Annotated in this window: 24 protein-coding genes and 1 tRNA gene; 10 read left to right on the forward strand and 15 right to left on the reverse strand. The window is 62.1% G+C overall.

What is annotated here, in order from left to right; translation table 11 throughout:
- Nucleotides 1–7: 7 nt before the first annotated feature.
- Nucleotides 8–910 (reverse strand): protease modulator HflC, encoded by a 903-nt coding sequence (hflC, locus tag G502_RS0109975; RefSeq protein WP_022728531.1) that lies wholly within the window; start codon nt 908–910, stop codon nt 8–10.
- Nucleotides 911–930: 20 nt separating this feature from the next.
- A complete protein-coding gene (hflK, locus tag G502_RS19585) occupies nt 931–2,127 on the reverse strand; it encodes an FtsH protease activity modulator HflK (protein ID WP_081649765.1) in 1,197 nt (398 codons plus the stop codon).
- Between the two features lie 153 nt (nt 2,128–2,280).
- Between hflK and apbC the strand changes: the two genes are divergently transcribed.
- Nucleotides 2,281–3,429, forward strand: a complete 1,149-nt coding sequence (apbC, locus tag G502_RS0109985) for an iron-sulfur cluster carrier protein ApbC (RefSeq protein ID WP_022728533.1) — start codon at nt 2,281–2,283, stop codon at nt 3,427–3,429.
- Between the two features lie 80 nt (nt 3,430–3,509).
- Here apbC and G502_RS0109990 read toward each other — a convergent pair whose 3' ends face one another.
- Complete coding sequence (locus G502_RS0109990) at nt 3,510–4,397, reverse strand: transglutaminase family protein (protein ID WP_022728534.1); 888 nt, start codon at nt 4,395–4,397, stop codon at nt 3,510–3,512.
- Between the two features lie 169 nt (nt 4,398–4,566).
- Here G502_RS0109990 and G502_RS19590 point away from each other — a divergent pair, with 169 nt between their 5' ends.
- A complete protein-coding gene (locus G502_RS19590; RefSeq protein ID WP_022728535.1) occupies nt 4,567–5,457 on the forward strand; it encodes a transglutaminase-like domain-containing protein in 891 nt (296 codons plus the stop codon).
- A gap of 106 nt (nt 5,458–5,563) precedes the next feature.
- Here the strand turns inward: G502_RS19590 and folD are convergent, their stop codons facing one another.
- Both folD and G502_RS0110005 read right to left on the reverse strand, forming a co-directional pair.
- A complete protein-coding gene (gene folD, locus G502_RS0110000) occupies nt 5,564–6,457 on the reverse strand; it encodes a bifunctional methylenetetrahydrofolate dehydrogenase/methenyltetrahydrofolate cyclohydrolase FolD (protein ID WP_022728536.1) in 894 nt (297 codons plus the stop codon).
- Between the two features lie 146 nt (nt 6,458–6,603).
- The gene (locus tag G502_RS0110005; RefSeq protein WP_022728537.1) at nt 6,604–6,894 is read right to left on the reverse strand and encodes a YggT family protein; all 291 of its coding nucleotides are present in this window, start codon (nt 6,892–6,894) and stop codon (nt 6,604–6,606) included.
- A 221-nt stretch (nt 6,895–7,115) separates the two neighbouring features.
- Here G502_RS0110005 and G502_RS0110010 point away from each other — a divergent pair.
- Nucleotides 7,116–7,191, forward strand: a tRNA-Ala gene (locus G502_RS0110010).
- A 136-nt stretch (nt 7,192–7,327) separates the two neighbouring features.
- On the opposite strand, the gene G502_RS19595 is transcribed toward G502_RS0110010, so the two are convergent.
- Complete coding sequence (locus G502_RS19595; protein WP_022728538.1) at nt 7,328–7,729, reverse strand: DUF5615 family PIN-like protein; 402 nt, start codon at nt 7,727–7,729, stop codon at nt 7,328–7,330.
- Nucleotides 7,726–8,379: a DUF433 domain-containing protein gene (locus G502_RS21440; protein WP_026989317.1), complete on the reverse strand. Its 654-nt coding sequence runs from the start codon at nt 8,377–8,379 to the stop codon at nt 7,726–7,728. Before G502_RS21440 ends, G502_RS19595 begins: the two co-directional genes overlap by 4 nt.
- A gap of 719 nt (nt 8,380–9,098) precedes the next feature.
- Between G502_RS21440 and tolA the strand changes: the two genes are divergently transcribed.
- The gene (gene tolA / locus G502_RS21445) at nt 9,099–10,238 is read left to right on the forward strand and encodes a cell envelope integrity protein TolA (RefSeq protein ID WP_162140969.1); all 1,140 of its coding nucleotides are present in this window, start codon (nt 9,099–9,101) and stop codon (nt 10,236–10,238) included.
- 466 nt (nt 10,239–10,704) lie between these two features.
- On the opposite strand, the gene G502_RS0110030 is transcribed toward tolA, so the two are convergent.
- Complete coding sequence (locus G502_RS0110030; protein WP_022728542.1) at nt 10,705–11,184, reverse strand: nucleoside deaminase; 480 nt, start codon at nt 11,182–11,184, stop codon at nt 10,705–10,707.
- A 140-nt stretch (nt 11,185–11,324) separates the two neighbouring features.
- On the opposite strand from G502_RS0110030, the gene G502_RS0110035 reads away from it, so the two are divergent.
- The 5 genes from G502_RS0110035 (at nt 11,325) to G502_RS0110055 (ending at nt 17,159) form a co-directional block, all read left to right on the forward strand.
- On the forward strand, nt 11,325–11,747 hold the full coding sequence (locus G502_RS0110035) for a DUF3775 domain-containing protein (protein WP_022728543.1): 423 nt from the start codon (nt 11,325–11,327) through the stop codon (nt 11,745–11,747).
- A gap of 81 nt (nt 11,748–11,828) precedes the next feature.
- Nucleotides 11,829–12,686 carry a pseudouridine synthase gene (locus tag G502_RS19610; RefSeq protein WP_051152120.1) on the forward strand — a complete coding sequence of 286 codons (858 nt, stop codon included), beginning with the start codon at nt 11,829–11,831 and terminating at the stop codon, nt 12,684–12,686.
- Nucleotides 12,683–13,270, forward strand: coding sequence for a 16S rRNA (guanine(966)-N(2))-methyltransferase RsmD (rsmD, locus tag G502_RS0110045; RefSeq protein ID WP_026989319.1), 588 nt, complete (start codon nt 12,683–12,685; stop codon nt 13,268–13,270). The genes G502_RS19610 and rsmD overlap by 4 nt, the downstream gene beginning before the upstream one ends.
- An 81-nt stretch (nt 13,271–13,351) precedes the next feature.
- Complete coding sequence (locus G502_RS0110050) at nt 13,352–15,616, forward strand: penicillin acylase family protein (protein WP_051152155.1); 2,265 nt, start codon at nt 13,352–13,354, stop codon at nt 15,614–15,616.
- 31 nt (nt 15,617–15,647) lie between these two features.
- Nucleotides 15,648–17,159: a GH3 family acyl-acid amido synthetase gene (locus tag G502_RS0110055; RefSeq protein WP_022728546.1), complete on the forward strand. Its 1,512-nt coding sequence runs from the start codon at nt 15,648–15,650 to the stop codon at nt 17,157–17,159.
- Here the strand turns inward: G502_RS0110055 and G502_RS0110060 are convergent.
- The 5 genes from G502_RS0110060 to G502_RS19615 are packed head-to-tail and all read right to left on the reverse strand — an operon-like array spanning nt 17,135 to nt 21,150.
- Complete coding sequence (locus tag G502_RS0110060; protein WP_022728547.1) at nt 17,135–17,794, reverse strand: ABC-type transport auxiliary lipoprotein family protein; 660 nt, start codon at nt 17,792–17,794, stop codon at nt 17,135–17,137. The two genes, G502_RS0110055 and G502_RS0110060, sit on opposite strands and share 25 nt — an antisense overlap.
- 21 nt (nt 17,795–17,815) lie before the next feature.
- Complete coding sequence (locus tag G502_RS0110065) at nt 17,816–18,778, reverse strand: MlaD family protein (protein ID WP_022728548.1); 963 nt, start codon at nt 18,776–18,778, stop codon at nt 17,816–17,818.
- Nucleotides 18,779–18,822: 44 nt separating this feature from the next.
- On the reverse strand, nt 18,823–19,593 hold the full coding sequence (locus tag G502_RS0110070; RefSeq protein WP_022728549.1) for an ABC transporter ATP-binding protein: 771 nt from the start codon (nt 19,591–19,593) through the stop codon (nt 18,823–18,825).
- Between the two features lie 4 nt (nt 19,594–19,597).
- Entirely contained in the window at nt 19,598–20,767 is a 1,170-nt protein-coding gene (locus G502_RS0110075) for an MlaE family lipid ABC transporter permease subunit (protein WP_022728550.1), read from the reverse strand.
- A complete protein-coding gene (locus G502_RS19615; RefSeq protein WP_022728551.1) occupies nt 20,764–21,150 on the reverse strand; it encodes a hypothetical protein in 387 nt (128 codons plus the stop codon). The genes G502_RS0110075 and G502_RS19615 overlap by 4 nt, the downstream gene beginning before the upstream one ends.
- A 290-nt stretch (nt 21,151–21,440) precedes the next feature.
- Between G502_RS19615 and G502_RS0110085 the strand changes: the two genes are divergently transcribed.
- Nucleotides 21,441–22,937, forward strand: coding sequence for a CoA-acylating methylmalonate-semialdehyde dehydrogenase (locus G502_RS0110085; protein WP_022728552.1), 1,497 nt, complete (start codon nt 21,441–21,443; stop codon nt 22,935–22,937).
- A 30-nt stretch (nt 22,938–22,967) separates the two neighbouring features.
- Here G502_RS0110085 and G502_RS0110090 read toward each other — a convergent pair whose 3' ends face one another.
- Both G502_RS0110090 and odhB read right to left on the reverse strand, forming a co-directional pair.
- Nucleotides 22,968–23,699 carry an AMP-binding protein gene (locus G502_RS0110090; RefSeq protein ID WP_022728553.1) on the reverse strand — a complete coding sequence of 244 codons (732 nt, stop codon included), beginning with the start codon at nt 23,697–23,699 and terminating at the stop codon, nt 22,968–22,970.
- Nucleotides 23,700–23,783: 84 nt separating this feature from the next.
- Entirely contained in the window at nt 23,784–25,565 is a 1,782-nt protein-coding gene (gene odhB, locus G502_RS0110095) for a 2-oxoglutarate dehydrogenase complex dihydrolipoyllysine-residue succinyltransferase (protein ID WP_022728554.1), read from the reverse strand.
- Nucleotides 25,566–25,580 lie beyond the last annotated feature (15 nt).

Below are 25,580 nucleotides of genomic sequence, written 5' to 3' on the forward strand. Positions count from 1 at the left end.
TCCCGTATTACTGGGCGTCCTGGGGTTCCGGTGCCGACTCGCCGTCCTGCAGCGACTGGTTGAAGTAGCGCAGGAACTCGTTGTCGGGCGAAAGCACCAGTGTGGAGTTGTCGCCGCTCAAGCCTTCACGATAGGCCTGCATGGAGCGATAGAAGGTGAAGAAGGCCCGGTCCTGGCCATAGGCTTCAGAGAGGATACGTGTCCGCTGTGCGTCACCCTGACCACGCAGGATTTCGCTCTCCCGGGTCGCCTCGGCCCGGATAACAGTGGCCTCACGATCGGCCGTGGCCCGAATGCGCTGGGCCTGCTCCTCACCTTGAGCGCGGAACTCCGCCGCTTCACGTTCACGTTCGGAGATCATGCGGTTGTAGACCGCCTGACTGGTTTCGTCCGGCAGGTCGGATCGCCGGATTCGCACATCGACGATCTCCATGCCCAGGCTGTCAGCTTCCTGATTCACCTGCTCCTGGATCAGGGTCATGATCCGTGTGCGCTCCTCGGACAGGATGCTGGCCAGGGTTTCGTTACCCAGAACGGCACGCATGGCCGAGTTCACGATCACACTCAAGCGATCCTCACCGACCTGTTCCGAGCGTACGGCCTGATAGAACTGCAAAGCATCGGCAATTCGAAACCTTGCATAGGAATCCACCAGCAAGGGCTTCTGATCGGCCAGCAGGACACGCTCGGTCGGCGGATCCAGGTTGAGAACGCGTTTTTCGTAGAAGATCACGTTCTGGATAAAGGGGATCTTGAAATAGAGCCCTGGTTCCGTGTTGAGGGCCTTGCGTTCACCGAACTGCAGGACGAGCGCCTGGTCGGTTTCCCGAACGATATAGGCCGAACTGAACAGGGCAACGCCTGCAATGATGATCAGGATGCCAAGCGGCAGCAGAAAGCGCGGTGACATGATGACTTCTCTCCCTTCGCTTACTGGCCGGACTGGTTGGACTGGCTACCGGTTGAACGCAACGGCGTGTCGGTTCGGACCGGCGGGCTGTCGCTCAGCGTTCGGCGATTCAACTCGTTAAGTGGCAGATAGGGCACGATGCCCTGGGACCCTTCGGAATCGAGAAGGATCTTCTGGGTGCTGCCGTAGACTTCCTCCAACGTCTCCAGATATAGGCGCTGGCGTGTCGTTTCCGGCGATTCCGCATAGGCCTCGTAGACACTCAGGAAGCGATTGGCCTCACCTTCAGCCTCGGCAACGACACTCTCGCGATAGGCGTTGGCCTCCTGAATGATCTGCTGCGCCTCACCGCGGGCCCGCGGCAGGATGTCGTTGCGATAGGCTTCCGCCTGGTTGCGCAAGCGGTCCCGGTCCTGAAGCGCACGCTGCACGTCGTTGAAGGAATCGGCCACCGGCTCGGGAGGCTGAACCTGCTGCAACTGGATCTGCGTGATCAAAATGCCCGAACCATAGCTGTCCAGGATGGACTGCAGCAGTTCACGTGTCTGCCCCTCGATATCGCCACGGGACTCTGTCAGGGCGCGCTGGATCTCGGTCTGGCCGATGATATCGCGCATGGCACTCTCGGCCGCGGTCTTCACCGTCTCGAAAGGCTCGCGAATGTTGAAGAGAAAGTTGCGCGCATCGGAAACGCGCCAAAGCACGTTGAAATCGATATCGATGATGTTCTGGTCCCCGGTCAGCATCAGGCTTTCCTGGGCAACATCATCCTGCGCCACTCCGGACGTTCCTGACGTGCGGAACCCAATCTCGATGGCGTTGATGCTCTCCACGGAGGGCGTTTCCACCTCGCCGATGGGTGCCGGCCAGTTCCAGTGCAGGCCCGGTTCGGTCGTCTCCGTATAACGCCCGAAGACCAGGACCACGCCTTCCTCGTTCGGTTGGACGCGGTACAGGCCGGACAGCAACCAGATGACAATCACGGCAATTACAAGCAGGACAATCATCTTGCCGCCGCCGAATCCACCCGGCATCAGGCCCTTCAGGCGCTCCTGACCCTTGCGGATCATATCCTCGAAATCGGGAGGACGCTGCCCGCCACCGCCACCGGAATTGTTGCCGCCGCCAGATCCGCCGCGCCCCCATGAGCCGCCGCCGCCACTGCCGCCGCTGCCGCCCCAAGGGCCACCGCTACCGCCGGACGATTGCCAAGGCATATGCATTCACTCCCTCTACATTCATGCGGTCCGCCCTTGTGTAAGAACGGACGTGCGGACCATATATCACGCGATACACTGTTAGAAAGCCGCAACTTGTTACTGCGGCGAAAAATCCATCTACATGCCATCAGGCCACAGGAAAAGACCAGTATGAGCGGACCCAGCGAAAACGACATTCTCGAAGCCCTGGAACAGGTACGTGATCCCGACAGCGGAGAAAGCATCGTCCAACGTGGCATGATCAGCGGCCTGGTCGTGAAGGACGGAAATGTCGGCTTCTCCATCGAGGTGGACCCGGCCCGGGGTCCCGAACTGGAACCCCTGCGCCAGGAAGCCGAACAGGCGGCCGAGAAGGTGAAGGGCGTGCTTTCCGTAAGCGCCATTCTGACCGCCCACCGCGGCGCCGGACAGGGCGAGGGCGGACAGTCCTCCGCCGGCCAGGGACAGGGCGCGCCGCAACAACAGGCGGCAGGACAGCAGGGCGGACAGCAGGCCCGCCAACTGGCACCCGGCGTGAAGCACATCATTGCCGTGGCCAGCGGCAAGGGCGGTGTCGGAAAATCCACCGTGGCCACCAACCTGGTGCTGTCGCTCAGCCTACTGGGCCTGAAGTGCGGCATCCTGGATGCCGACATCTACGGCCCCTCGCAGCCGCGCATGCTGGGCATCACGGGCCGGCCGCAGAGCGAGGACGGCAAGATCCTGAAACCCATGCAGAACTATGGCATTTCCTGCATGTCCATGGGTTTCCTTGTGGCCGAGGATGCACCGATGATCTGGCGCGGCCCCATGGTGCAGTCGGCCCTGCAGCAGATGCTGCGCGACGTGGAATGGGGCGATCTGGACGTGCTGGTGGTGGACATGCCGCCGGGCACGGGCGACGCCCAGCTGACCATGGCCCAGCAGGTCCCGCTGTCGGGCGCGGTCATCGTCTCCACCCCCCAGGACATCGCGCTGCTGGATGCGCGCAAGGGCCTCAACATGTTCCGCAAGGTGGACGTGCCGGTGCTTGGCATCATCGAGAACATGAGCCTGTTCGTCTGCCCCAACTGCGGGCATGAATCCCATGTCTTCGGCCACGGCGGCGCCAAGACCGAGGCCGAGCGCCTGGGCTGTGATTTCCTGGGCGAGATTCCGCTCAACATCGACATCCGCGAAACCTCGGACAGCGGACGGCCGATCACGATCTCGAACCCTGACAGCCCGCATTCGAAGGCCTTTGCCGAGATCGCCGGCAAGGTGCGCGACAAGCTGTTCCAAGGCACACAGAAAGCTGCCCCGAAGATCGTGATGGAGTAAGCCGGATCGGGCCCCGGCTCGGAACCCAGGGCGCGTCGGCGAGAACCAGGGTGCATAGGCGAGACTCAGCAGCTGAAGGCCTATTCTTCCTCTGAGCGCACCACGGAGACCTCCACCTCCATGGAGAGGAAGCTGGAGCCTCCATCATGATAGCTGCCGCTGACCGGCATGGCCTGTTCCGGTGTCCGGGTGCTCGCCACACGCACCAGATTGCGTCCGGCTATGATCTGGTTGGTCGGATCGAACTCGATCCATCCCGCCCCCGGAACGAAGATATCCGCCCAGGCATGGGTCGCACCTCCGCCACTCAGGCTGGCGCTGTTCTGCTCTTCCGCCTCGGCCGGGTCATAGAGATAGCCCGTGACGAAGCGTGCCGCGAACCCCAAAGAACGGGCCGCCTCCATGAAGAAGTAGGCAAAGTCCCGGCAGGTCCCGCTGCCAATCGCCAGGGTTTCCGCAGGCGACTGCACACCGCTTTCCTCCCGCCTGCGATAGGTGAAGCTTTCGTGGATCCTGCTGCTGAGCAGGTCCAGCACCTGAAAACTTCCCTCCAGCCGTTCGGGCAGTTTCTCGGCCAGCCACCTCTTGAGCACGGGCTGGTCCTGGGGGCTGTGAATATGGAGCAGAGGCGACAGATCGAAGGCCTCCTCGGGTTCGTAGGTAAAGGGCCAGGGACCGGCGTAGCGCTCTATCCGCGCTTCCGGATCGTCCAGACCGTAACGGCGCAGTAACAGGTCGCTCGCGATGACCAGCCTGTCCGCCTTCTCATGAAACGTCAGCCGCGCCACCGAATTTCCGAAGGTATCGAACGCCCAATGGACCTCGGCCGTAGGCGTCACACTGAGGGAGGAATCCAGAATCCGCATGTCATGACCATCACGCGGACGGATTCTCAGGTAATGGGCCCCAAAGGTCACGGGTCCGTCATAGGTATATGTGGTACGGTGATTGATGCGCAGCGTGGTCATTGCCAGCCGAACTTCCGAGTTGTCTGGTGAAGCAAGCGGTTCCTCCAAAGGATGACTGCGCTGGATGCCTGCGCCGCACCTGCAGCCCGGCAACCTGCACAACGCTTTTGCTGGGCCAGCATAAATGCCGCGTCCGGCGGAAACCAGTCACCAGCCATAGAAAGTCATCATGTTTATCCGCATCGGATACGAACTCGTCCTTGAGTGCAAAAGCGAAACGCCGCTTATCCTGGCGCTTTCGCCACACCCCGACTACGACGGCCGCGTGATCGGCGACGACCGTGTGCGCAGCGACCGCGACCTGTCCCTTCAGGAGTACATCGACGGCTATGGCAACCGCCGAACCCGCCTCACCGCACCCCCCGGACCGCTGAAGCTCTGGTCGGACTGCATCGTCGAGAACTCCGGCCTGCCGGATGTTTTCGACTGGAACGCCCGGCAACACAGCATACAGGACCTGCCCTCCGAAGTTCTCGGCTATCTGAGTGCCAGCCGCTACTGCGAGTCCGATGAACTGACCGAACGCGCCTGGGCCTTGTTCGGGCAGACGCAGCCTGGCTGGGCCCGGGTCCAGGCCATCTGCAACTGGGTGCACAACCACATTACCTTCGGCTATCACTTCGGGCGCCCGACAAAGACCGCCGTGGATGTCATGCGCGAGGCCACTGGCGTCTGCCGGGACTTCGCGCATCTCGCAATCGCGCTCTGCCGGGCCATGAACATCCCCGCCCGCTATGCCAGCGGCTATCTGGGCGATATCGAGGCGCCCCCCAGTGGCGCCGGCGATTTCTCTGCCTGGTTCGAAGTCTTCCTGGAAGGGCGCTGGTTCACCTTCGACGCCCGTCACAACACTCCGCGGATCGGGCGCGTCCTGATGGTACGCGGCCAGGACGCAGCCGATGGGGCCATGGTGACGTCCTTCGGCCCTCACCACATGAAACTGTTCCGTGTCTGGACGCATGAGGTGAGCGGAGCGGACACGGACCGGGAACGGCTGGCCCTTTTGGAGGCACTTCCCGACGCACCTGCCCTGACCCTGGCGCCGGAAGTCTCTCCCTAACGCGCCTTCAAGGCCCGCCGGCCAGGACGTATGACGCTGCCCGGCCTCCTCGAACGGAAACTGCAGCCCGGAACCGAGAGCAGGGTGTTTTCCGAGATTCGAAGGATCACAGCTTCAGATCGGGATCCGGCAGGCCCTTGGCGCGGCAGGCCGCAGTCAGCGTGTTGGCCAGCAGGCAGGCAATGGTCATCGGCCCGATGCCACCCGGCACCGGCGTGATGGCGCCGGCCACCTTCACCGCCTCGTCGAAGTCCACGTCGCCGACCAGCGGGGTCTTGCCTTCCGCGCCCTCGATGCGGTTGATGCCCACGTCGATCACCGTGGCCCCAGGCTTGATCCAGTCGCCCTTGACCATCTTCGGCCGCCCCACTGCGGCGACCAGGATATCGGCATTGCGGCATTCGGCCGGCAGGTCGCGCGTGCGTGAATGCGCGATCGTGACCGTGCAGCTGTCGCCCAGCAGCAGCTGCGCCATGGGTTTGCCGACGATATTGGAGCGACCCACCACCACGGCCTTCTGACCCGAAAGATCGCCCAGGTGATGGCGCAGCAGCATCAGGCAGCCAAGCGGCGTGCAGGGCACCAGCGCGTCCTGTCCCGTCGCCAGCCGTCCGGCATTGATGACGTGGAAGCCATCCACGTCCTTGGCCGGGTCGATGGCATCCAGCACCGCTGCCGAATCGATCTGATCCGGCAGGGGCAGCTGCACCAGGATGCCGTGAACCCGGGGATCGGCATTCAGGGCCTCCACCAGCGCCAGCAGCTCCTCCTGGCTGGTCTCCGCGGACAGGCGGTGCTCGAAGGACTCCATGCCGGCCTCGACGGTCTGCTTGCCCTTGTTGCGGACATAGACCTGGCTGGCCGGGTCCTCGCCCACCAGGACCACCGCCAGGCCGGGCGTCAGGTCGGCCGCGTCCTTCAGGCGGGCCGTTTCCGCGCCCACGCGTTCACGCAGGCGGGCGGCGAAGGCTTTCCCGTCGATGATGCTGGCGTCCGTCATGCTCTCTTCCTTATTCCTGAGGCGTTCTAAGCGTGCCGGGGCACTTTCCCTGCCCCCGCACTGGACAGCCAACCCGGAAACGTCGCATTCGGCGCCACCACCGACACTGCCGATGAACTGGCACCGCCGATGATCTGGGCCGGCCCTCAGCTCAGGGCGGGATAGATATCGTAGAACAGCAGGTTGCGCAGGAAGATCAGCAGCAGAATCAGGATCATCGGCGAAATATCGATGCCGCCCAGGTTGGGCAGGATCCGCCGGATCGGCGCCAGCGCCGGTTCCGTGGCACGATAGAGGAAATCCCCGATCATGTAGACGACGCGGTTGCTGGTGTTGACCACGTTGAAGGCCACCAGCCAACTCAGCACCGCCGAGCCGATCAGGATCCAGATGTAGATGTTGATGACCAGGTCCAGAATGGAAAAAAGCGCATGCATGCGGCCGGGACTCCCCCTTGGCTGTGGGTGCGGCCCACCTATAGCCATAGTCAGGCCGGTCCCGCAAGGATTTCTCCCTTGTCTTTCAAGGAGTCAGCCCGGACACGAAGGCCCATTGAGGCGCCGCCACGCAGAGGCTTGACAGCCTCCGCGCCCGTGACCATTATCCGCGCTCCCGACGCTGCACGCACCGGCAAATGCAGGCGTGCGGCGGCTTGTGTGGGGCCGTAGCTCAGTTGGGAGAGCGCAGCAATCGCACTGCTGAGGTCAGGGGTTCGACTCCCCTCGGCTCCACCAAGAACCTCCTAAAAATATTAGGTAAATCAAAACAGCGGCAGAGACTGGAAGCGGGTCGTCTTTTCGTGTCACCACCATGTTACCACCGCAAGAAGCCCCGCCGGAGCGGAGCTTGGTGCCTTTTCCGGGCGACTGATTAGCGCTTCGTGCTAATGGATTCCTTGCCGATCTCAATAAAGATGCGCCGGTCCTTAGCTCCCCTGCTGTGATGCCATTCATGCTCAATCAGAGACAGGGCGCCCTCTATTCGTTTTGCCGACTGTGTTTCTCGGCACGACAGCTTGATCAAACTCAGGCGCTTATATCGCTTGGCGCTAACGCCATGGCGTTTTGCCAGCTGTCTCATATCACCATCATGGGCCACAAGTATGGCCTCGTTCGCTTCCGCCACGGCACAAACAAGCTGATCAGGAGATCCGGTTGCGATCGCATCGCGCAAGTAGATGACGGTGTGACCGGCTTGGGCAAGGGCCTTGCCGACCGAATCCGGAACACCCTCGTCCAGAAAGAACCGGAGCGTTTCCTTGCTCCCGCTCACGCGGCTGCAGCATCTTCCGAGTAACCGATTGCGGCCCGGATATCCGCTTCGGTCAGGCCAGGAAACTCAGCCTTGATCTGCTTGACCGAGTAGCCGTCCTCGTCAAAAGCCTTGATTGCTGCAACGGGAATGCGTGTACCCGCTATGGTCGGAGCATTGTGAGAGACGTAGCGGTTCCGTTCGATCTTGCCTGTCTGCTCCGCGCTGCGCTTCGACAGCTGCTGCACGTCGCGGCGGGTATCGGACACAACCTGCGCCAGGGGAATAGGTAGCATGTATTGCCCACTAACCACTTCACGCTGCTGGCCCTGATCGGGGTCATCGAATATGACCTTGCGGTTCATCACATAGAGCTGAACCCGCGTCCATTCCGCATTATCGAGCTTGCCAAGTCTTTCCGAAACTTGCCGAAGGTGACGAACCGGGACGTTGTGTTGGGTGATCAGCATGCTCAGGACACGTAGGGCAGCCACATCAACAAATGAATAGATGCGGCTGTAAGGCGCCCTGCGATTCTCGGCACCATATCCGGGACGGAAGAAGCCCGTCCGGTCCCAACGGCGAAGACGATGTACACTAATCCCCGTCAGGCGCTCTACCTGCTGTTCGGTGAATGCCGAGATCACAGTATTTGCATCAAACCGGGTCATCATCGTTATCTGGGCTTTGTCTTGGGCGAAAGAAAGTAGGCCATATTCGCCTCGTTACCCTCGTACATTACCACCAACCTCCGCCGAATGCATCTCTCTTCAGAAGCCAGAAGCATCACATCCGCACCACCCGCGAGTGCTGGCCGTCTGAAAGGCTATTCGCAGTGGCCGTAATAATAAATCCTGGAGCGGCCAAATGCGCCTTCACTCGCCACAACCACGTCGCGCTGGTGGATAGTGTAGCCGTCCGGGCAGAGGTTATTCATCTCTAGGTGCTCTTCGAGATATTCAACGCGCACCGCTTCAGCTTCGGGGTCATCCTCAGGGAAGTCAGAACCAGCTAAAAGCCTAAATTTGAAGGCCTGCAGCTCGGACCCCGGCTAAAGCGTCAGCTCGTTTTGATGCCGCATGTCCGCTCTGGTGCAGCCAGCCAGAGAGCCCGACAGCAATTGCGATGAGACCCCCAGTCTTGTTCATTGCATTCCACCTAAAGCATTTCAGCTAGTAGTAGCAGGCGGGCTAAAGCCAGTCGAGAAGCTTATAAGGTTCCTTAGATATCTGCTGATTTTGTGGGTGGGCGAGGTCAGACTGAGGATAATAGTGGGACAAGTTGGCCCGAAACTCCATGATGGGGGCCAGAAGGGTTTGCCTCCGAAACCCGCAGACGTAACAGACGTCACTAATAACGCCCTAATTATTGCCGGATGAGTGCTGGCGATATGACTGACTTTACGCGGCCATTGCGCTACCATTGGCTGAAGCTTGTAAGGGGAAACGCAGTGAATAGGGTTGGATGCATCACATTTGCCGTGGTCTGCCTTTTCGGCGTCCCTGCTTTGGCCGACGAGGGCAAAGAAAAGTTAAAAAAAGCACTGGAAAACTTCAGGGAACCTTCCATCGAAAAGCAGTTGGAGGAGATTGCGGCGCGCACAGATATTGGCGGTTGGTGGGTGACGGAGCGCATCTCACCCATGACCGATTTTGAAGAGCTTTATTATATGCTGCCTGCAGAATCCCCAGTCGGAAACAGCTTTGGCATCAGGCAAACACCTATCCTAGCTCTGCGCTGCCGTGACTACGTCACTGATTTTACTATTCTCTGGAACCGCGCAATCCATCTTTTTGATGAAGAGGTTACTGTGCGGTGGCGGAAGGATAAGAACAATCCGGAAATAGAGACGTGGCAGATTTTGGACAAGACGGCCACCGGCCTATATCGGGGCGCAGCCATCGAGCGCATGAGAAGCTGGGAGGGCATGGATCGTCTGGTCGTACAAGTGCCGGTTAACGAGAACAAATCTGTTATGGCCGTCTTCATGACCGGTGGTTTCGACGAGGTTATTGGGAATATTGAAGAGCGTTGCAAGTGGGCCCCTCCGGAGTCAGCCGTAACCGATGACGCCACTGAAGATCATCAGGCAAATGCTGAACAATCCAAGCCAGAGCAGGAAGAAGACCGTCTATCCTCGATTCTGAAAAACATTGAAGAGATGGAGCAACAGAAGGCCAAACAATCCTCGTCTGCTGAGGACCACAATCTGTCTTCGATGGAGCCCACGCAAAAGCTGGCTGAGACTATTCAGGCTCAGATTGCGCGCTGCTGGCGAATTGACGCTGGTGCCCAGCGCGCCGAGGATCTGGTGGTTCCCATACGTGTTCAACTGGCGAGGGATGGCAGCTTGCGTCGAACGCCAGAGATCCAGAACACCTCACGAATGAACAATGATAGATATTACCGAAAAGCCGCCGAGAATGCCCGGCGCGCAATATCGGAATGCCAGCCTTTCGACCTGCCTTCCGAAGATTATGCGCTTTGGAGCGATATGATTCTGAACTTCAATCCCCGAGAAATGTTCTGAACTGCCGGAAAGTCCCCGCTCTCACCGGCTAGTGCCCTTTTCTGCGCGTGCTGGGAGCACTCCCTGGAACAGAACCATGGCGTCCGGTCCGTTCACAGACGCTTGAGCGAGAAGGTCCAGCAGCAATGCGCGCACCAGATCGGTGTTCGCGGCTGCCGAAAACCATGTATCCGGAATAAACTGTCAGCTATGTGCCGATAAGCGCACTTTAAATATAAGATAAAAAAGCATGGTGGCCGTACTGCATCCAAGCGTGGCCAGCTTCTGCCAGCAACATCCCGGTACAAATATGACTGATGGGAATTGCGATACATGATTCAAAAAACCGCCCCATCGCTTTAATCACTCCTTAAATCTTTTTCGGCAGGCTCATAAGCATGGAAGCTGTTTTCCGTCCCTAGCATCTGCTTCCTTTTCTGCCCAGAGAGCCGCGCTGCCCCGCGCGGCTCTCGCCTTTTGGGCCCTGCTATTGCTGATGGTCACGGGCCTGGGCCGCCCGGCGGTCGCGGAAGAAATCCCTCAACAGATCGCCGCAGGCCTGTTCCTGCAGGCCGCCCACCACCTGGGGCTGGTGATGACAGGTCGGTTGCTGGAAGATCCGCGCGCCGTGATCCACACCGCCGCCCTTGGGATCATAGGCCCCGAAATACAGGCGCCGGATGCGGGCGAAGGCAATGGCCTGGGCACACATGGCACAGGGCTCCAGCGTGACATAGAGGTCGCAATCGGCGAGCCGCGCACTGCCCGACCCGGCCGCAGCCGCACGCAGGGCCAACAGCTCGGCATGCGCGGTGGGATCGTCGTCCTGCTCCACCCGGTTGTGCGCACTGGCCAGAATGGTCCCATCCGGCGCGACCACCACGGCGCCCACGGGCACCTCGCCGGCCTGCGCGCCGCGCGCGGCCTGATCCAGCGCTTCCTTCATGTAGTCCCTGCGCGCTATCATGGCTGGCCGGGTCCTGTCTTGCTGCTTGTCACGGGTTCAAGACAAGCGCCGCGATTGCACCAGGTCAAGGATCAAGGTAAGGGTGCAGATGACTGCGTGAACGGGCAGAACAGGGCAGCCCACGGAACGGAGGCACAAGGATGCTGCAGATTGATCCCGACAAGGTTTGCTACATCATCGCGCGGTTCCACGAATTCGAGGAGGAAGACCTCATCGACGACCCCGAGCGTCTTGAGGGCGACGACGAATTCGACCTGGACCACGAAGAGGCCTTCGACGAGCTGGACGGGCATGACGACAACGACCCCCTGGGCGAGGAGCTTGCGAACTACATCGCCTCGCTGCCCGAGGACGAGCAGATTGAATTGATCGCACTGACCTGGATCGGACGGGGCGATTACGAGGCCGAGGAATGGGCGGATGTGGTGGAAGCCGCAGCCGACCGTTTCAATCTGCGCACGGCCTATTATCTTCTGGGCATGCCGCAACTGGCCGACTATCTGGAAGAGGGACTGGCGGCCTTCGGCCTGTCCTGCGGGGACTACGAGGAAAACCGGATCTGACGCCCCCGCGCCAACCCCTTTTAAAACTTCGCCAGCACCTTTTAAACGCGCCAGCGCCTTTTGAATACGACAAGTGAGATCATGACCGAATCCCAGAGCGCCACCGAGGGCGAGCGCATCGCCAAACTGATCGCGCGTGCCGGCGTCTGTTCACGCCGCGAAGCGGAAACCCTGGTTGCCCAGGGGCGTGTCGCCGTCGACGGCGACACCCTGGAGACACCGGCGGTGCGGGTGCGTCCCGGCCAGCGCGTGACCATCGATGGCGAGCTGCTGCCCGCCGTCGAGCAAACGCGCTTGTGGCGCCTTCACAAGCCGCGCGGCGTCCTGACCACGGCACAGGACCCCCAGGGACGGCAAACCATCTATGATGGCCTGCCCGACGAAATGCCCCGTGTCATGCCTGTGGGGCGGCTGGACCTGACCTCAGAGGGGCTGTTGCTGCTGACCAACGACGGCGGGCTGAAGCGGCAGCTGGAGCTGCCGGCGACCGGCTGGCTGCGGCGCTACCGCGTGCGTGTCTTCGGCAGCGTCAACGAACGCGACCTGGCCAGCCTGGCCGACGGCCTGACGGTGGATGGTGTTTCCTACGGCCCCGTTCAGGCCAGGCTGGATTCCACGCGCGGGCGCAACTCCTGGCTGACTTTCGCCCTGCGCGAAGGCAAGAACCGCGAGATCCGCAAGCTCTGCGAACATCTGGGCTATCAGGTCAATCGCCTGATCCGCGTTGCCTACGGCCCCTTCCAACTGGGCAACCTGAAGGAGGGGCATGTCGAGGAGGTGCCCTCCAAGATCCTGCGCGAACAACTGGGCAACCGCCTGCCGCAACAGCCGGAAAAGACGCGCCGGCCGGGAAGACAGGCCAAGCCGGAACGGGAAAAGCCGGCTTCACGCCCCGCGCGTGCGCCCGCTGCCAAAAGCAGGCGCAAGACGAGCCCATGAGGATCGTTGCCGGACAGCTGCGCGGCCGAGCCCTGGAAACGCCAAAGGGGCATGCCGTTCGCCCGACCAGCGACCGCACGCGCGAAGCGCTCTTTTCGATCCTGGAAAGCGGCAGCCTGCTCGACGGTCGCAATCTCGTGCGGGGCGCCTTCGTCCTGGACGCCTTTGCCGGAACCGGCGCACTTGGGCTGGAAGCCCTGTCCCGTGGTGCTGCCGAATGCACATTTCTGGACAGGGACCGCGACAGCCTGGTCCTGCTGCGCCGGAACATCACGAAGCTTGACCTGACAGCTAGCTGTCAGGTGCGCGAGGGCGATGCCCTGCGCCCGCCTGCCGCGCGGCGCGCCTGCGGCCTGGTCTTCCTGGATCCGCCCTATGGCAAGGGCCTGCTGGCGCCTGCCGTCGAGGCCCTGCAGACAAGCGGCTGGATCGATGGCGACAGCCTGATCGTCATGGAAACCGATGGAAAGCACCCCGAAGAGCTGCCCGGCGGCCTGCAGGTGCTCGACCGCCGCCGCTACGGCAAGTCGGGGCTTGTCCTTGCACGCCTTGACAGCGGACGTCTTGACAGCAGGACAGCTTGACCGGCCTTGCGGCTGCCCTATTTGCAATCCCGGTTGCTGTTCGCAGACGCCGTGGCCCAGCCGAACCTTCAAGGAACCCGCATGCGCCTTGTCGCCAAACTTCCTGCCTTCCTGCTGATCCTGTTGCTTGTCAGCGGCTGCAGTGCGCTCTGGCCCGACGAGCGCGCGACCGATGACAGGCTTTCGGTGTTCCCAACAGAGGACCTGCCCCTCAGGCAGGCGGTCGAGCTGCGCTGGAACGATCACCAGGTTCCCTATATCGAGGCCCGGAACGATCATGACCTGGCCTTCACCCTGGGCCTGGTCCATGCCCACCTGCGCGGCGCACAGCTTTCCCTGCTGCGTCATGTCTCAAGCGGACGCCTGTCCGAGATCGCCGGCCCACCGGCCACGGAGATCGATCATGCCTTGCGCATCCTCGATTTCGGCCATGCCACCGGGGAGATCGAAGCCAAGCTGCCCGCGGAAACACGCAACTGGGTCCAGGCTTTCGTCGACGGCCTGAACCACTATCAGGCGCAACGCCGGGAAGACCCGCCTGAATACGGCCTTGCCGGCCTGGAAAGCGAACCCTGGACGATCCGCGATGTGCTGCGCATAGGGCGGTTGGCCGGAACGGACGTGAACTGGCTGGTCTATTTCTCCCTGCTGGCCGAGCGCGGCGACCCGGAGTTCCAGCGCCTCTGGGACCGGGCGCTCGAAGCCGGGCAGAACGGCACCGTGTCCTTCCGCAAAGGCTCGCAGCAGCAGGCGCTGTCCGATTTCCTGGGCGGGCTCAGCCGCTCGGGCAGCAACACCGTGGTGGTCGCGCCCGAACGCAGTGCCAGCGGCGGCGCCCTGATCGCCAGCGACCCCCATCTGGGCCTCAACCTGCCCAATCTCTGGATCCTGGCCGGCCTCAAAGCCCCGAACTATCAGGCCGTCGGCCTGATGGTGCCGGGCCTGCCCTTCGTTGCCGTAGGACGCAATCCCGAGATGGCCTGGGGCGGCACGCACATGCGCGCGGCCAGCAGCGATCTCTACGATGTCTCGGACCTGCCCGCCGAGCAGATAGACGTCAGCGAAACCGATATCTCCGTGCGCTTCTGGTTCGACGAAACCCGCCAGGTCCGCCGCACACCCCATGGGCCCATCATCACCGATGCAGATATCCTGCCCAACGGCGCGAACGAGACCCTGGCGCTGCGCTGGGTCGGCCATGAACCCAGTGACGAGCTGTCGGCCCTGCTGCAAGCCAACCGCGCCACCACGCCCGAAGAATTCCGGGCGGCGCTGGAAAGTTTCGCGCTTTCGCCGCAGAACATGCTGATCGCCGATCGGGCCGGCAACATCGGCCATATCATGGCCACCTTCCAGCCTGTCCGGAAGGACTTTCCTCCCGACGACCTCGTTCTGGATCCCTCGGACCCGGACACTCTCTGGCAGGGCTTTCACCGCACCTCGGATCTGCCGTATATCCTGAATCCCGACAAGGGATATCTGGCTTCGGCCAACAACGAACCAACGCAATCCGGCCCTCCCATGGGTTATTTCTACAGCCCGGACGAAAGGGTGCGCCGCCTGGAACAATTCGTTGCAGGCCAACGGAATATAACCCTCGACGATCTGGCAGATCTGCAGCGCGACACCCGATCGCTGGGCGCGCAGGACCTGGCCGGGCATCTATTGCGGTCCATCCGTGAGGCCGAGCTCCACGACAGGCATTCAGAATTCCTGGGTCCGCTCGAGAGCTGGGACGGCGACTATGCTGCCGATGCCCGCGCGCCTGTCGTCTTCGAAACCCTGCTCTACCACCTCTGGCCACGCATCCAGGGGGCCGAGAACAGCGACGACCTGGCAGGGGCCGTGAACGAATGGAACTACATCCTGGCCTATCTTCAGGAGGACCTGGCCGCCCTTCTGCCCGAAGAGCGCAGGCAGGCCCTCTCCGAAAGCCTGGAGGCCGCCGAGGAAGATGCCGAAGCCTACCCTCGCTGGGGGGACATGCACCGGCTGAAGGCCGCACACAGCCTGGCCAACCTGCCCGTGATCGGAAGCTTCTTCGAATATGGCGACTATCCCGTGGGCGGATCACGGGAGACGATCATGAAAACGGCACATGACCTGGTCAATGCGCGCCATGCGGCGCGCTATGGCTCCCAGGCCCGCCATCTGTCGGACCTGTCGGATCCCGACGAGAACTACTTCGTGCTTTTCGGCGGGAATGATGGCTGGCTTGGCAGTGCGAACTTCATGGACCAGGTCCCGCTCTGGCGGCAGGGCGACTACATCCGCATGCCGCTGACCCGGGACAGGATTGTCGAGGATTTTCCGCGCCTGATGCAGCTGCCCGCCGGCACCGGATGATCGCCCAGGGCCCATTGTGCTAGGGTAACCCATGATGGATGCCACACCGATCCTGCGTCTCTATGCGCGCTGGCGCCAGAAACGCCTGGCCAGGCTGGACCCCGTGAAAAGCCAGGAGCAGATTCTGTTGAAACTGCTGCAGGAGGCCCGGGATACGCGTTTCGGGCGGGATCATGGCTTTGCGGACATCACGACTGTCGAGGCCTTCCAGGAACGCGTGCCGCTGCGCCGCTACGAGGATTTCTGGCAAGTCTATTGGCGCGATGCCTTTCCCCGGCTCGACAACATCACCTGGCCGGGGCTTGTCCCCTGGTTTGCCGTCACCTCCGGCACCACCACCGGCAAGACCAAGTACATTCCGGTCACCGATCGCATGCTGGCCAGCAATCGCAAGGCGGCCCTGGACATCATCACCTGGCACCTGCAGGCCCACCCGGACAGTCGCCTGTTCGCCGGCAAGAGCTTCATGCTGGGCGGCAGCACGGCCCTGGTGGAGGAAGCGCCGGGTGTGTACAGCGGCGATATCAGCGGCATCATCACAGGGGCCATGCCCTGGTGGGGCAAGGTCTTTGCCTTCCCCGACAAGGACCTGGCCCTGCTTTCGGACTGGGAGGAAAAGCTGGAGCGCACGGCAGAGGCCTCGCTGATCCAGGACATTCGCAGTCTGAGCGGCACGCCCAGCTGGCTGCTGATCCTGCTGGAACGCGCGCGCGAACTGAACGGTGGCCAGACGCCCTACCCCAATCTTGAGCTGCTGGTCCACGGCGGCGTCAATTTCGAGCCCTATCGTGCACGTTTCGAGCGCCTGCTCTCGGATACGCCCGCCTCGTTTCGAGAGGTCTACCCTGCCAGCGAAGCCTTCATTGCAGGCGCGGATGCAGGTCCCCACGACGGCCTGCGGCTGAACCTGGATCATGACGTCTTTTACGAATTCGTGCCCCTGGACGAACTGGACCATGAGTGCCCCACTCGTCACTGGATCGATACCGTGGAAACCGGCGTCAACTACGCCATTGCGGTCACCAGCTGCGCCGGCGCCTGGGCCTACCTGATCGGCGATACCGTACGCTTTTCCAACCTGCAGCCGCCGCGTATTTTCGTGACCGGACGGACCTCCTACAGCCTGTCCGCCTTCGGCGAACACCTGATCGCGGAAGAGGTGGAAAATGCCGTTGCCGAGGCGGCCCGCTCCGCCGGCCTGGAGGTGACCGACTATTCCATGGGCGCCGTCTTTCCCGAGGCTGACCGCCACAGGGGGCATCACCGACTCTACATCGAGTTCGACCAGGTGCCGGATAGCGAGCAGACAAGCCGTTTCGCCGCGGAAGTGGACCGACTGTTGGCTGAAGAAAACGACGACTATGCCGCCCATCGCGGAGGCGGCGCCGGAATGGGCGCACCGGAGGTCCAGGCCATGCCGCCCGGGACCTTTGCCGCCTGGATGAAGAAACGCGGACGCCTGGGCGGACAGAACAAGGTGCCGCGCCTGATCAGCGACCCCGACCTCTTCGCCGACCTTCAGGAATTCTGTCGGGCGCGGTAATCGCTTTCACCCTGCTGCAGGGTCCAGGGGATGATCTCCGTGAGAACCTTTCCGAAAGCCGCGTTGAAGGCGCGAATGATCGCATCCATGCTGTCCTGCTCTGCCTTCTGCCGTGTTTCGAATATCTTTGTGGCCACGACACGACTGTCCTGGACAGACAACAGGCGCTGAGCCAGGCCCACGTGAATCTCGGGGGGTGTACCGTTGAAATATTCGGCCTGGAAATTGCGCACTTCCGTTCTCAATCGGTAATCCGGGTTCAACGACAGGCTTTCGCGGCCGACATTCAGTATGCTGCCGGAGTTCTCGAAGGCAGCCAGCATGCGGTTGGCAACCATGTCGGACAGGTGATTCGTCCAGTTGGCACGGGCAAAGTACTCCACCTGAAGCGGCGTTTGCTGCAGCGGGATTCTCAGGCTGTCCATGTCGGAGCCCGAGTTCACATCGGCGACCACCAGGTGCCAGTCGACCCTGGGCAGGCTGGAAGGCAGGCTCACATCGGGATCCAGACGGTAGAGGCGCGGCTCGTCCCGCTCGACAGCCTGCAGCAGAGACCCGCAACCGGACAGCAGCCCAGCACCGCCAAGAAGTCCGGTCGTCAAGAGACCGCGTCGCGTATAGTAAGGCTGTTTCACTGCCCTGATCCTTCCTGCCTGCTATCTGTCATCTTCCGGTTCGTAACCTGACTGGGGATCGCCCAACAGGAACTGGGCCGGATCCCGTTCGATGCGTGTGACCACCTGGTTGAGGTTGCCCGTCAGGCTGCGCAACTCGGTCAGCAACGAGGACAGCTCGCCCAGGCCCGAGGAGGTGAAGTCGCTGAGAGGGCCGCTGTTCTGTTCTATGACCTGGTCCAGGCGCCCGGCCACCGCCGTGACCGACTGGGCCGTCGTGCGGAAGTCCTGGACCGCCGGATCTATGGACTTGGCTGTCCCCTCCGCCGTATTGGCAAAGGCTTCCACGGCCAGCAGGGTCTTGTTCGCCTGCTCGGTCAGGTTGCCGGCTTCCGTGCGCAGGTCCCGGGCCAGGTCGGCGAATTCGGCACTGGCATCCCGCACATTCCCGGCGGCATAGGCCCCTTCTTCCAACATCATGGAGACATTGGCGATGTTCTTGTCGCTGAAGACCTTCTCGGCCTGGCCCAGAACCTTGCTGACGGCCGACATGATGTCGGGGGCCCCTTCCAGGATCTGATCGATCGAAGAGGCCTTGGTCTTCAATCTGGGATAACGGTCGCCAGGCTGCTTCTTAGGCAGGTCAGCCGAGCGGGACCCTACTGTCAATTCCACGAAGCGCCCGCCCGTCAAGCCCTGGAACGCCAGTGAGCCGACCGTGTCTGCCCGAACAGGTGTACCGTCCTCGACCCGGATGACGACCCTGACCTTGCTGGGATCCCTATCATCGAGCTGCACGCTTTGCACATTGCCCACGCGGACACCGTTATAGCGCACGGAACTGTCCTTGCTCAGCCCCGTCACGGAGCCGTCGAACAGAAGCAGGTAATGTTCGAACTTCTTGTCCCAGTTGGATTCGGCAAGCCAGATGGCAAACCCCAGACCCGCCAGGAAAAGCAGCAGGACGAAGATTCCAACCGTCAGATAGTTCGCCTTGGTTTCCATCAGCCTAGCATTCCTGCTTGCCGTTTCTCGGGACTGTTTCCTGCCTACGTACTGTCATGCGCCTGTCCGGCCTGTCGACCACGCGGTCCACCAAAGTACTCGTGGATCCAGGGGTCCGGCTCATTCATCAGTTCCTTGATCGTTCCGACTTTTACACGTCGGTCGACAAGCACGGCAACCCGGTCACAGACGGCATAGAGGCTGTCCAGGTCGTGAGTCACCATTACCACTGTCAAACCGAGAGACGCTCTCAAGTCCCCGATCAGGCTGTCGAACGAGGCGGCCCCGATGGGGTCCAGACCCGCCGTCGGCTCGTCCAGGAACAGGATGTCCGGATCCAGCGCCAATGCCCGGGCCAGGCCCGCACGCTTGCGCATACCGCCGGACAGTTCGCCCGGGTACTTGGGGCCTGCATCGGGCGGCAGACCTGCCAGGGACAGTTTGACGGCCGCCAGTTCCTGGCGCAGCGTCTCGGAAATGCGTGTATGGAAGCGAAGCGGCACCTCGATGTTCTGCAGCACCGTCAGGGACGAGAAAAGGGCGCCATCCTGAAAAAGCACGCCCCAGCGCCGCCGCAAGGCCGCGCGACTTGCGGCATTTCCCGATGACATGTCCTGACCCAGGACCTCGATATGCCCGGCGTCTGGTTGGCGCAGACCCACGATGGTGTTCAGCAGGACCGACTTGCCTGTCCCGGATCCTCCGACGAGACCGAGCACCTCACCGCGATACACCTCGAGGTCCAGGTTCTCGTGAACCACGTTGGTGCCAAAGCGTGTCTCAAGCCCCTGAACGCGAATTGCCGTCTCGCTCATGGGCTCAGACTCCGATCATCGTGAAGAAAATCGAGAAGAAGGCATCCAGGACGATCACCAGGAAAATGGCCTCGACCACGGCCCGGGTGGTCTGCCGACCCACGGACTCGGCATCGCCACCGACACGCAAGCCTTCATAACAGCCAACAAGTGCAATCACGAAGGCAAAGACGGGCGCCTTGATGACACCGACCCACAAAGACCAGACCGTGACCGCGTCATGCAGCTGCGAAATGAACTGGCTGGGATCGATATCCAGTTGAACCATAGACATGATGGCCCCACCCAGCAAGGCCATGAAGTTTGCATAGACCGTCAGCAAGGGCAGCACCAGGACCAGGGCGAGAATGCGCGGCAAGACCAGAATCTCCACCGGGTCGAGCCCGATGGTCCGCATGGCATCCACCTCCTTGTTGACCTTCATGGTTCCTATTTGGGCGGTGAAGGCACTGCCGGAACGACCGGCCACGATGATGGCCGTAATCAGGATGCCCATCTCGCGCAGGACGGAAACGCCCAGCAGGTTGACGGTGAAGATCTGCGCCCCGAAGCGGGCAAGCTGCCCCGCGCCCTGATAGGAGACGACGACCCCAATCAGGAAGGCCAGCAGCCCCACGATCGGCAGGGCCCGAAACCCGGTCTGGTCGATCTGGTTGACCAGCGAGACGATGCGCAGGCGCTTGGGATGTATCAGGGAACGGCCAGTGGCCACGACACAGAGGCCGAGAAAGGCCACCAGGTCGCGTGCGTCCCGCCCCAGCGCCACGGTCCCACGCCCCAGACTTTCCACCAGGCCAGCCAGGCCGCCCGGGCCGGGCGCCGGCTGTTCCGGTTCGGACGCCTTCGAGACCGCCTCCATCAATTCCACGCGTGCGCCCTCGATTCCGGCGATTTCGACCTGAAATCCGCGCTCGCGCAGACGTTCGGCCGTGCGCTGCACGATCCAGGCGCCGGCTGTGTCCAACGCGTCCACTTCAGAAAGATCGAGAACCACCTGCTGAGAGGCACGGATGTCGTGTGAGGTTACAAGGGCCGAGATGTCCTTCTCGCGCGCGGCCACTGTCTCGGTGATCCAGGCACCGCTCAGTTCTATGGCCAGCCAGTTGGCCTCGCTGCGCCGTGTCAGACCCGCTTCCAGCAGCTCCGGTGGCCGTGATGATGCGCGCGAAATCATGAGCTGCCGCTGCTCCCTCGTCCCTCTTGCCTGGATCTCTGGCTGTCCCAGAGACGAGCCAATTCGTGCTGGTGCGCAGCCTCAGCCTCCGCGCCCTGCTCGGAGCCGTTATAGAGTCCAAGCTCACGGAGCAACTGAAAAAAGCCGCGTTGGGGCAGATTGCCGCTCGTGCGGCTGACGACCAGCGAGGCCCGGAGAGGTCGACCCCTTGCATGGTCCTCGCGCATGGTCTCCTCCAGCAGCAGTGTCAGCCTGTGAATGGTCTGCCCCCCGGACATCCCAAGGGACTTCGCCATATCCCGATAAGTCACGGTCTCACGGCGGGCAGACAGTCTTTCCAGTTCCGCCTCGAGACGTTCCTTCAGTTCCGGGTCCGGCATCATCGCTTCCTGATCGGAAAGTGTTGGGAATTACGGCCAAAGGTTGCTCCGGCAACCCTAATGCCAGAATGTGGAGATCGAATAAAGAAAAGGTAAAAGACGGCTTGCCAAATGCCTCCCATGCGCCCGGCAAGGGTCGCTGATCACTGATAAGTGTCGCCGGCCACTGAAATGAAGCGTGCCGGCAGTGGCAGTGAAATTTCAGTCTTACTCTTTCAATTCCCCCTGTCCTTCCCTAAGCTGTCGCCAATCCATTCAATGGAATACATAAAGCCAACCGACAGAGGTAGAGGATGACACAGGAACTGCACCATTTCATAGGCGGACAGGTGGTCAAGGGCACCAGTGGACGCACCAGTGACGTCTACAATCCGGCCACCGGTGAGGTGACAGGAAAACTCTCCCTGGCCTCTGCCTCAGAGGTGGACAAGGCCGTGCAGAATGCCGCGGAGGCCTTTCCGGACTGGGCAGCCACGACGCCGCTCAACCGTGCGCGTGTCTTCTTCAAGTACCGCGAGCTTCTGGAAGCCAACAAGCAGAAGATCGCGGAGCTGATCTCCCGCGAGCACGGCAAGGTGCTGGCCGACGCCGCCGGCGAAGTGACCCGCGGCATCGAGGTGGTGGAATTCGTCTGCGGCGCGCCGCATCTCCTGAAGGGCGAGTTTTCCGAGAACGTCGGCACCAGCGTCGATTCCCACTCGGTTCGCCAGCCACTGGGTGTGGTGGCCGGCATCACGCCGTTCAACTTCCCCGCCATGGTGCCCATGTGGATGTTCCCGGTCGCCATCGCCTGTGGCAACACCTTCATCCTGAAGCCATCCGAGCGCGATCCCTCCGCTCCGCTGTTCCTGGCCGAGCTGGCCAAGCAGGCCGGTCTGCCCGATGGCGTCCTGAACGTCGTCAATGGGGACAAGGAAGCCGTCGACACCCTGTTGACCCATCCGCAGATCGAGGCGGTCAGCTTCGTGGGATCCACCGGCATCGCCGAGTATGTCTATCACACCGGCACCGCCCACAATAAGCGCGTGCAGGCGCTCGGCGGTGCCAAGAACCACATGGTCGTCATGCCGGATGCCGACATGGACCAGGCCGCCAATGCCCTGATGGGAGCCGGCTACGGCTCCGCCGGAGAGCGTTGCATGGCCGTCTCCGTGGCTGTCGCCGTGGGCACCGCCGGAGACGAACTAATCGAGCGTCTGGCGCCCAAGGTGCGCAACCTGAAGGTCGGCCCCTTCGACGATCCCGAGGCCGACATGGGCCCGCTGGTCACCAAGCAGGCGTATGAGCGCGTTCGCGGATACATCGACTCAGGCATCGAGGAAGGCGCGGAAGCGGTCGTCGATGGCCGCGAGTTGAAGCTACAGGGCTACGAGAACGGCTATTTCGTGGGCGGCACCCTGTTCGACCATGTCAAGCCGGACATGCGCATCTACAAGGAAGAGATCTTCGGTCCGGTCCTTTCCGTGGTTCGGGCAAACGACTACGAGGAAGCGCTCAAGCTGGTGAACGAGCACGAGTACGGCAACGGAGCCGCCATCTTCACCCATGACGGCGATGCCGCGCGCAATTTCTCCAACCGCGCCCAGATCGGCATGATCGGCGTGAACGTGCCGATCCCCGTGCCGATGGCCTTCTACAGCTTCGGCGGCTGGAAGCGGTCACTGTTCGGTGACCATCATGCCCACGGTCCCGAGGGCGTGCGTTTCTACACACGCATGAAGACGATCACCTCGCGCTGGCCCAAGGGCGTGCGCAGCGGAGCGGAATTCGTCATGCCGACCATGAAATAACAGGGCTCAATCCAGCGGGACCGGACGCGCTTATCGTGTGCCCGGGACCCGCAGGTCGGCCTTTGAGGCCGCCTGGACCTTCTTGAGAGAGTCCCCATCGAGGCGCGGAGTCAGAACAAGCTCCGCGCCTTTTCTCATGGCTGCCAATGCAGCCACCAGGCTGTCCCGCCGCGTGAGTGGCTGATCCAGCAGCCAGCGCTCGCCCTGCCTCTTCTGCGCCTGCTCGCCGGCTTCCTCGACCAGAGCCGACAGGGAACAGGCCCCGGACGACACCACGATCTCGCTTTCGCTTGAAAGCGCACTGGCAACCTGTCCGGATTTTCCCATCAACTGGTCCAGGCGAAAGAAAGCGGTGTGTGCGGGCACCCGGGAAAAGGTACCGCCACGAAGGTAAGGCGCAAACAAGCGCTGGGGGAAAGGCATCTGACTGGCAAAGCGTGCCACCGCCACCTCTGGCTGGCTGCCCTCGGGCAGCACGGAAAGCAACCTGTCCTGCACGGCCGAAAGATCCACCGTCAGGATCAGGTCGCCCTCCTCGATATCCGCAAACTGGGGTTTCAGATCATTCAAAGCCGCGCGCGGATCCAGCAAGCGCGGCGCATACCCCGCAGCGAGACAGCCCAGGAGGCTGGTAACCGCCAAGGGGCAGTTGGGCATGAACAGGGTGACCTGCCCTGCCTGGGCGCCATCACGTGCCGCAAGCCCGGCGGCCAGTCGCTCTGCCTCGGCACAGAGTGCCGGAACAGCCGTCGCGCGTCCCATGAAGGAAACGCCTGCCTTCTTCGAAAGCCCTAGCTGCCCGCTTATACCCTGGCTTCCTGCCATCCCGGACAACCGCGCCCCCGATCAGAGATCCAGCAGCATGCGCTGCGGATTTTCCATCTGTTCCTTCAGGCGCACCAGGAAGGTAACGGCTTCGCGCCCGTCGATGATGCGATGATCATAGGACATGGCGACATACATCATGGGGCGGATTTCCACCTTGCCGTTCACGGCCATGGGCCGCTCCTGGATCTTGTGCAGTCCCAGAATCCCGGATTGCGGCATGTTGAGGATCGGCGTGGACAGCAGGGAACCGAAGACACCGCCATTGGTGATCGTGAAGCTGCCGCCCTGCATTTCCTCCATGGTCAGCTTGCCGTCCCGGGCACGCGCGGCGACGTCGCCCAGCGCTTTCTCGATATCGGCGTAGGATTTGCTGTCGCAATCCCGGATGACCGGCACCATCAGGCCGTTGGGCGTCGAGACAGCCATGCCGATGTCGTAGAACTTGTTGTAGACGAGTTCCTCGCCATCGATCCGGGCGTTGACCGTCGGCTGCTCTTTCAGGGCCCCGACCACGGCCTTGGCGAAGAAGGAGGTAAAGCCCAGCTTCACGCCGTGCTTCTTCTCGAAGGCTTCCTTGAACTCGCTGCGCACAGCCATGACTTCGCCCATGTCCACCTCATTGAAGGTGGTCAGCATGGCCGCCGTGTTCTGGGCCTCTTTCAGGCGACGCGCAATTGTCTGGCGCAGCTTCGTCATGCGCACCCGTTCTTCACGGGGACCGCTCTCCGCAGAGGGGGACTGGCTGGTTGCCTGGCCCGCTGCGGCGGTCGCCGCCTGACCGGCCGCCACCTTGGGGCGCGGCTTCAGTTGCGTCTTGCCATCGATGACGTTCTGAACGTCTTCCTTGGTGATGCGCCCCTGCGGGCCTGTGCCCTGGATACGCGCGGGATCCAGATCGTTTTCCTCGACCAGCTTGGCAACAGCCGGCGACAGGCTGGCCGCACTGGGCGAGGCGGACTCAACGAACTGCCTCAGGTCATCGGCCGTGATCTTGCCGCCTTCGCCACTGCGCGGCGCACTGCTCGGATCCAGGTGCTGGTCCGTGTCCGCTCCGGCTGCAGCTTTCCCCTTGTCAGCCTGCGCGGTCCTTTCTTCGCTATCGGACTCAGTCCCTTCGCTCTTTTCTTCCTCGGCGCCAGATTGTGCAGGTTCGCTGCCAGCCGCACCGGCGGCAATCTTGCCCAGGACCGCGCCCACTTCGACGTTCACGCCTTCCTCGGCCAGGATTTCCGACAGGCTGCCGGCCTCTGGTGCATTGACCTCCAGGGTCACCTTGTCGGTCTCCAACTCCACCAGGGCCTCGTCGGCCTCAACCGCTTCGCCCGGCTTCTTCAGCCAGCGCGCCACCGTAGCCTCGGCGACCGATTCCCCCAGGGTCGGGACGACCACATCGACGCTCTGGCCACTGCCCGCGCCGCCGGTCTTGCCCTTGCCCGAAGAGGCGCTTTCACTGGAGGTGGAGGCGGCCTTGTCCTCGGCCTTCGCCTCCTGCTTTGCCGGCTGGCTGTCCTTCTTGTCCTCACTCTTGGCGTCACTGCTCTTGCCGGATGAGGCAGCCGCCTGGCCTTCACCGATCAGGCCCAGCACGGCGCCCACTTCGACATTGGCGCCTTCCTCGGCCGTAATCTCGCTGATCGTGCCAGCGGCTGGTGCATTGACCTCCAGGGTCACCTTGTCGGTCTCCAGCTCCACCAGGGCTTCGTCGGCCTCGACCGTTTCACCCGCCTTCTTCAGCCAACGGGCCACTGTGGCCTCGCTTACCGATTCCCCCAGTGTGGGCACCTTGATTTCGGTTGCCATGTCTTTCCTCGTTCC

This window comes from Fodinicurvata sediminis DSM 21159 (assembly GCF_000420625.1).
Lineage (GTDB): Bacteria > Pseudomonadota > Alphaproteobacteria > Kiloniellales > DSM-21159 > Fodinicurvata > Fodinicurvata sediminis.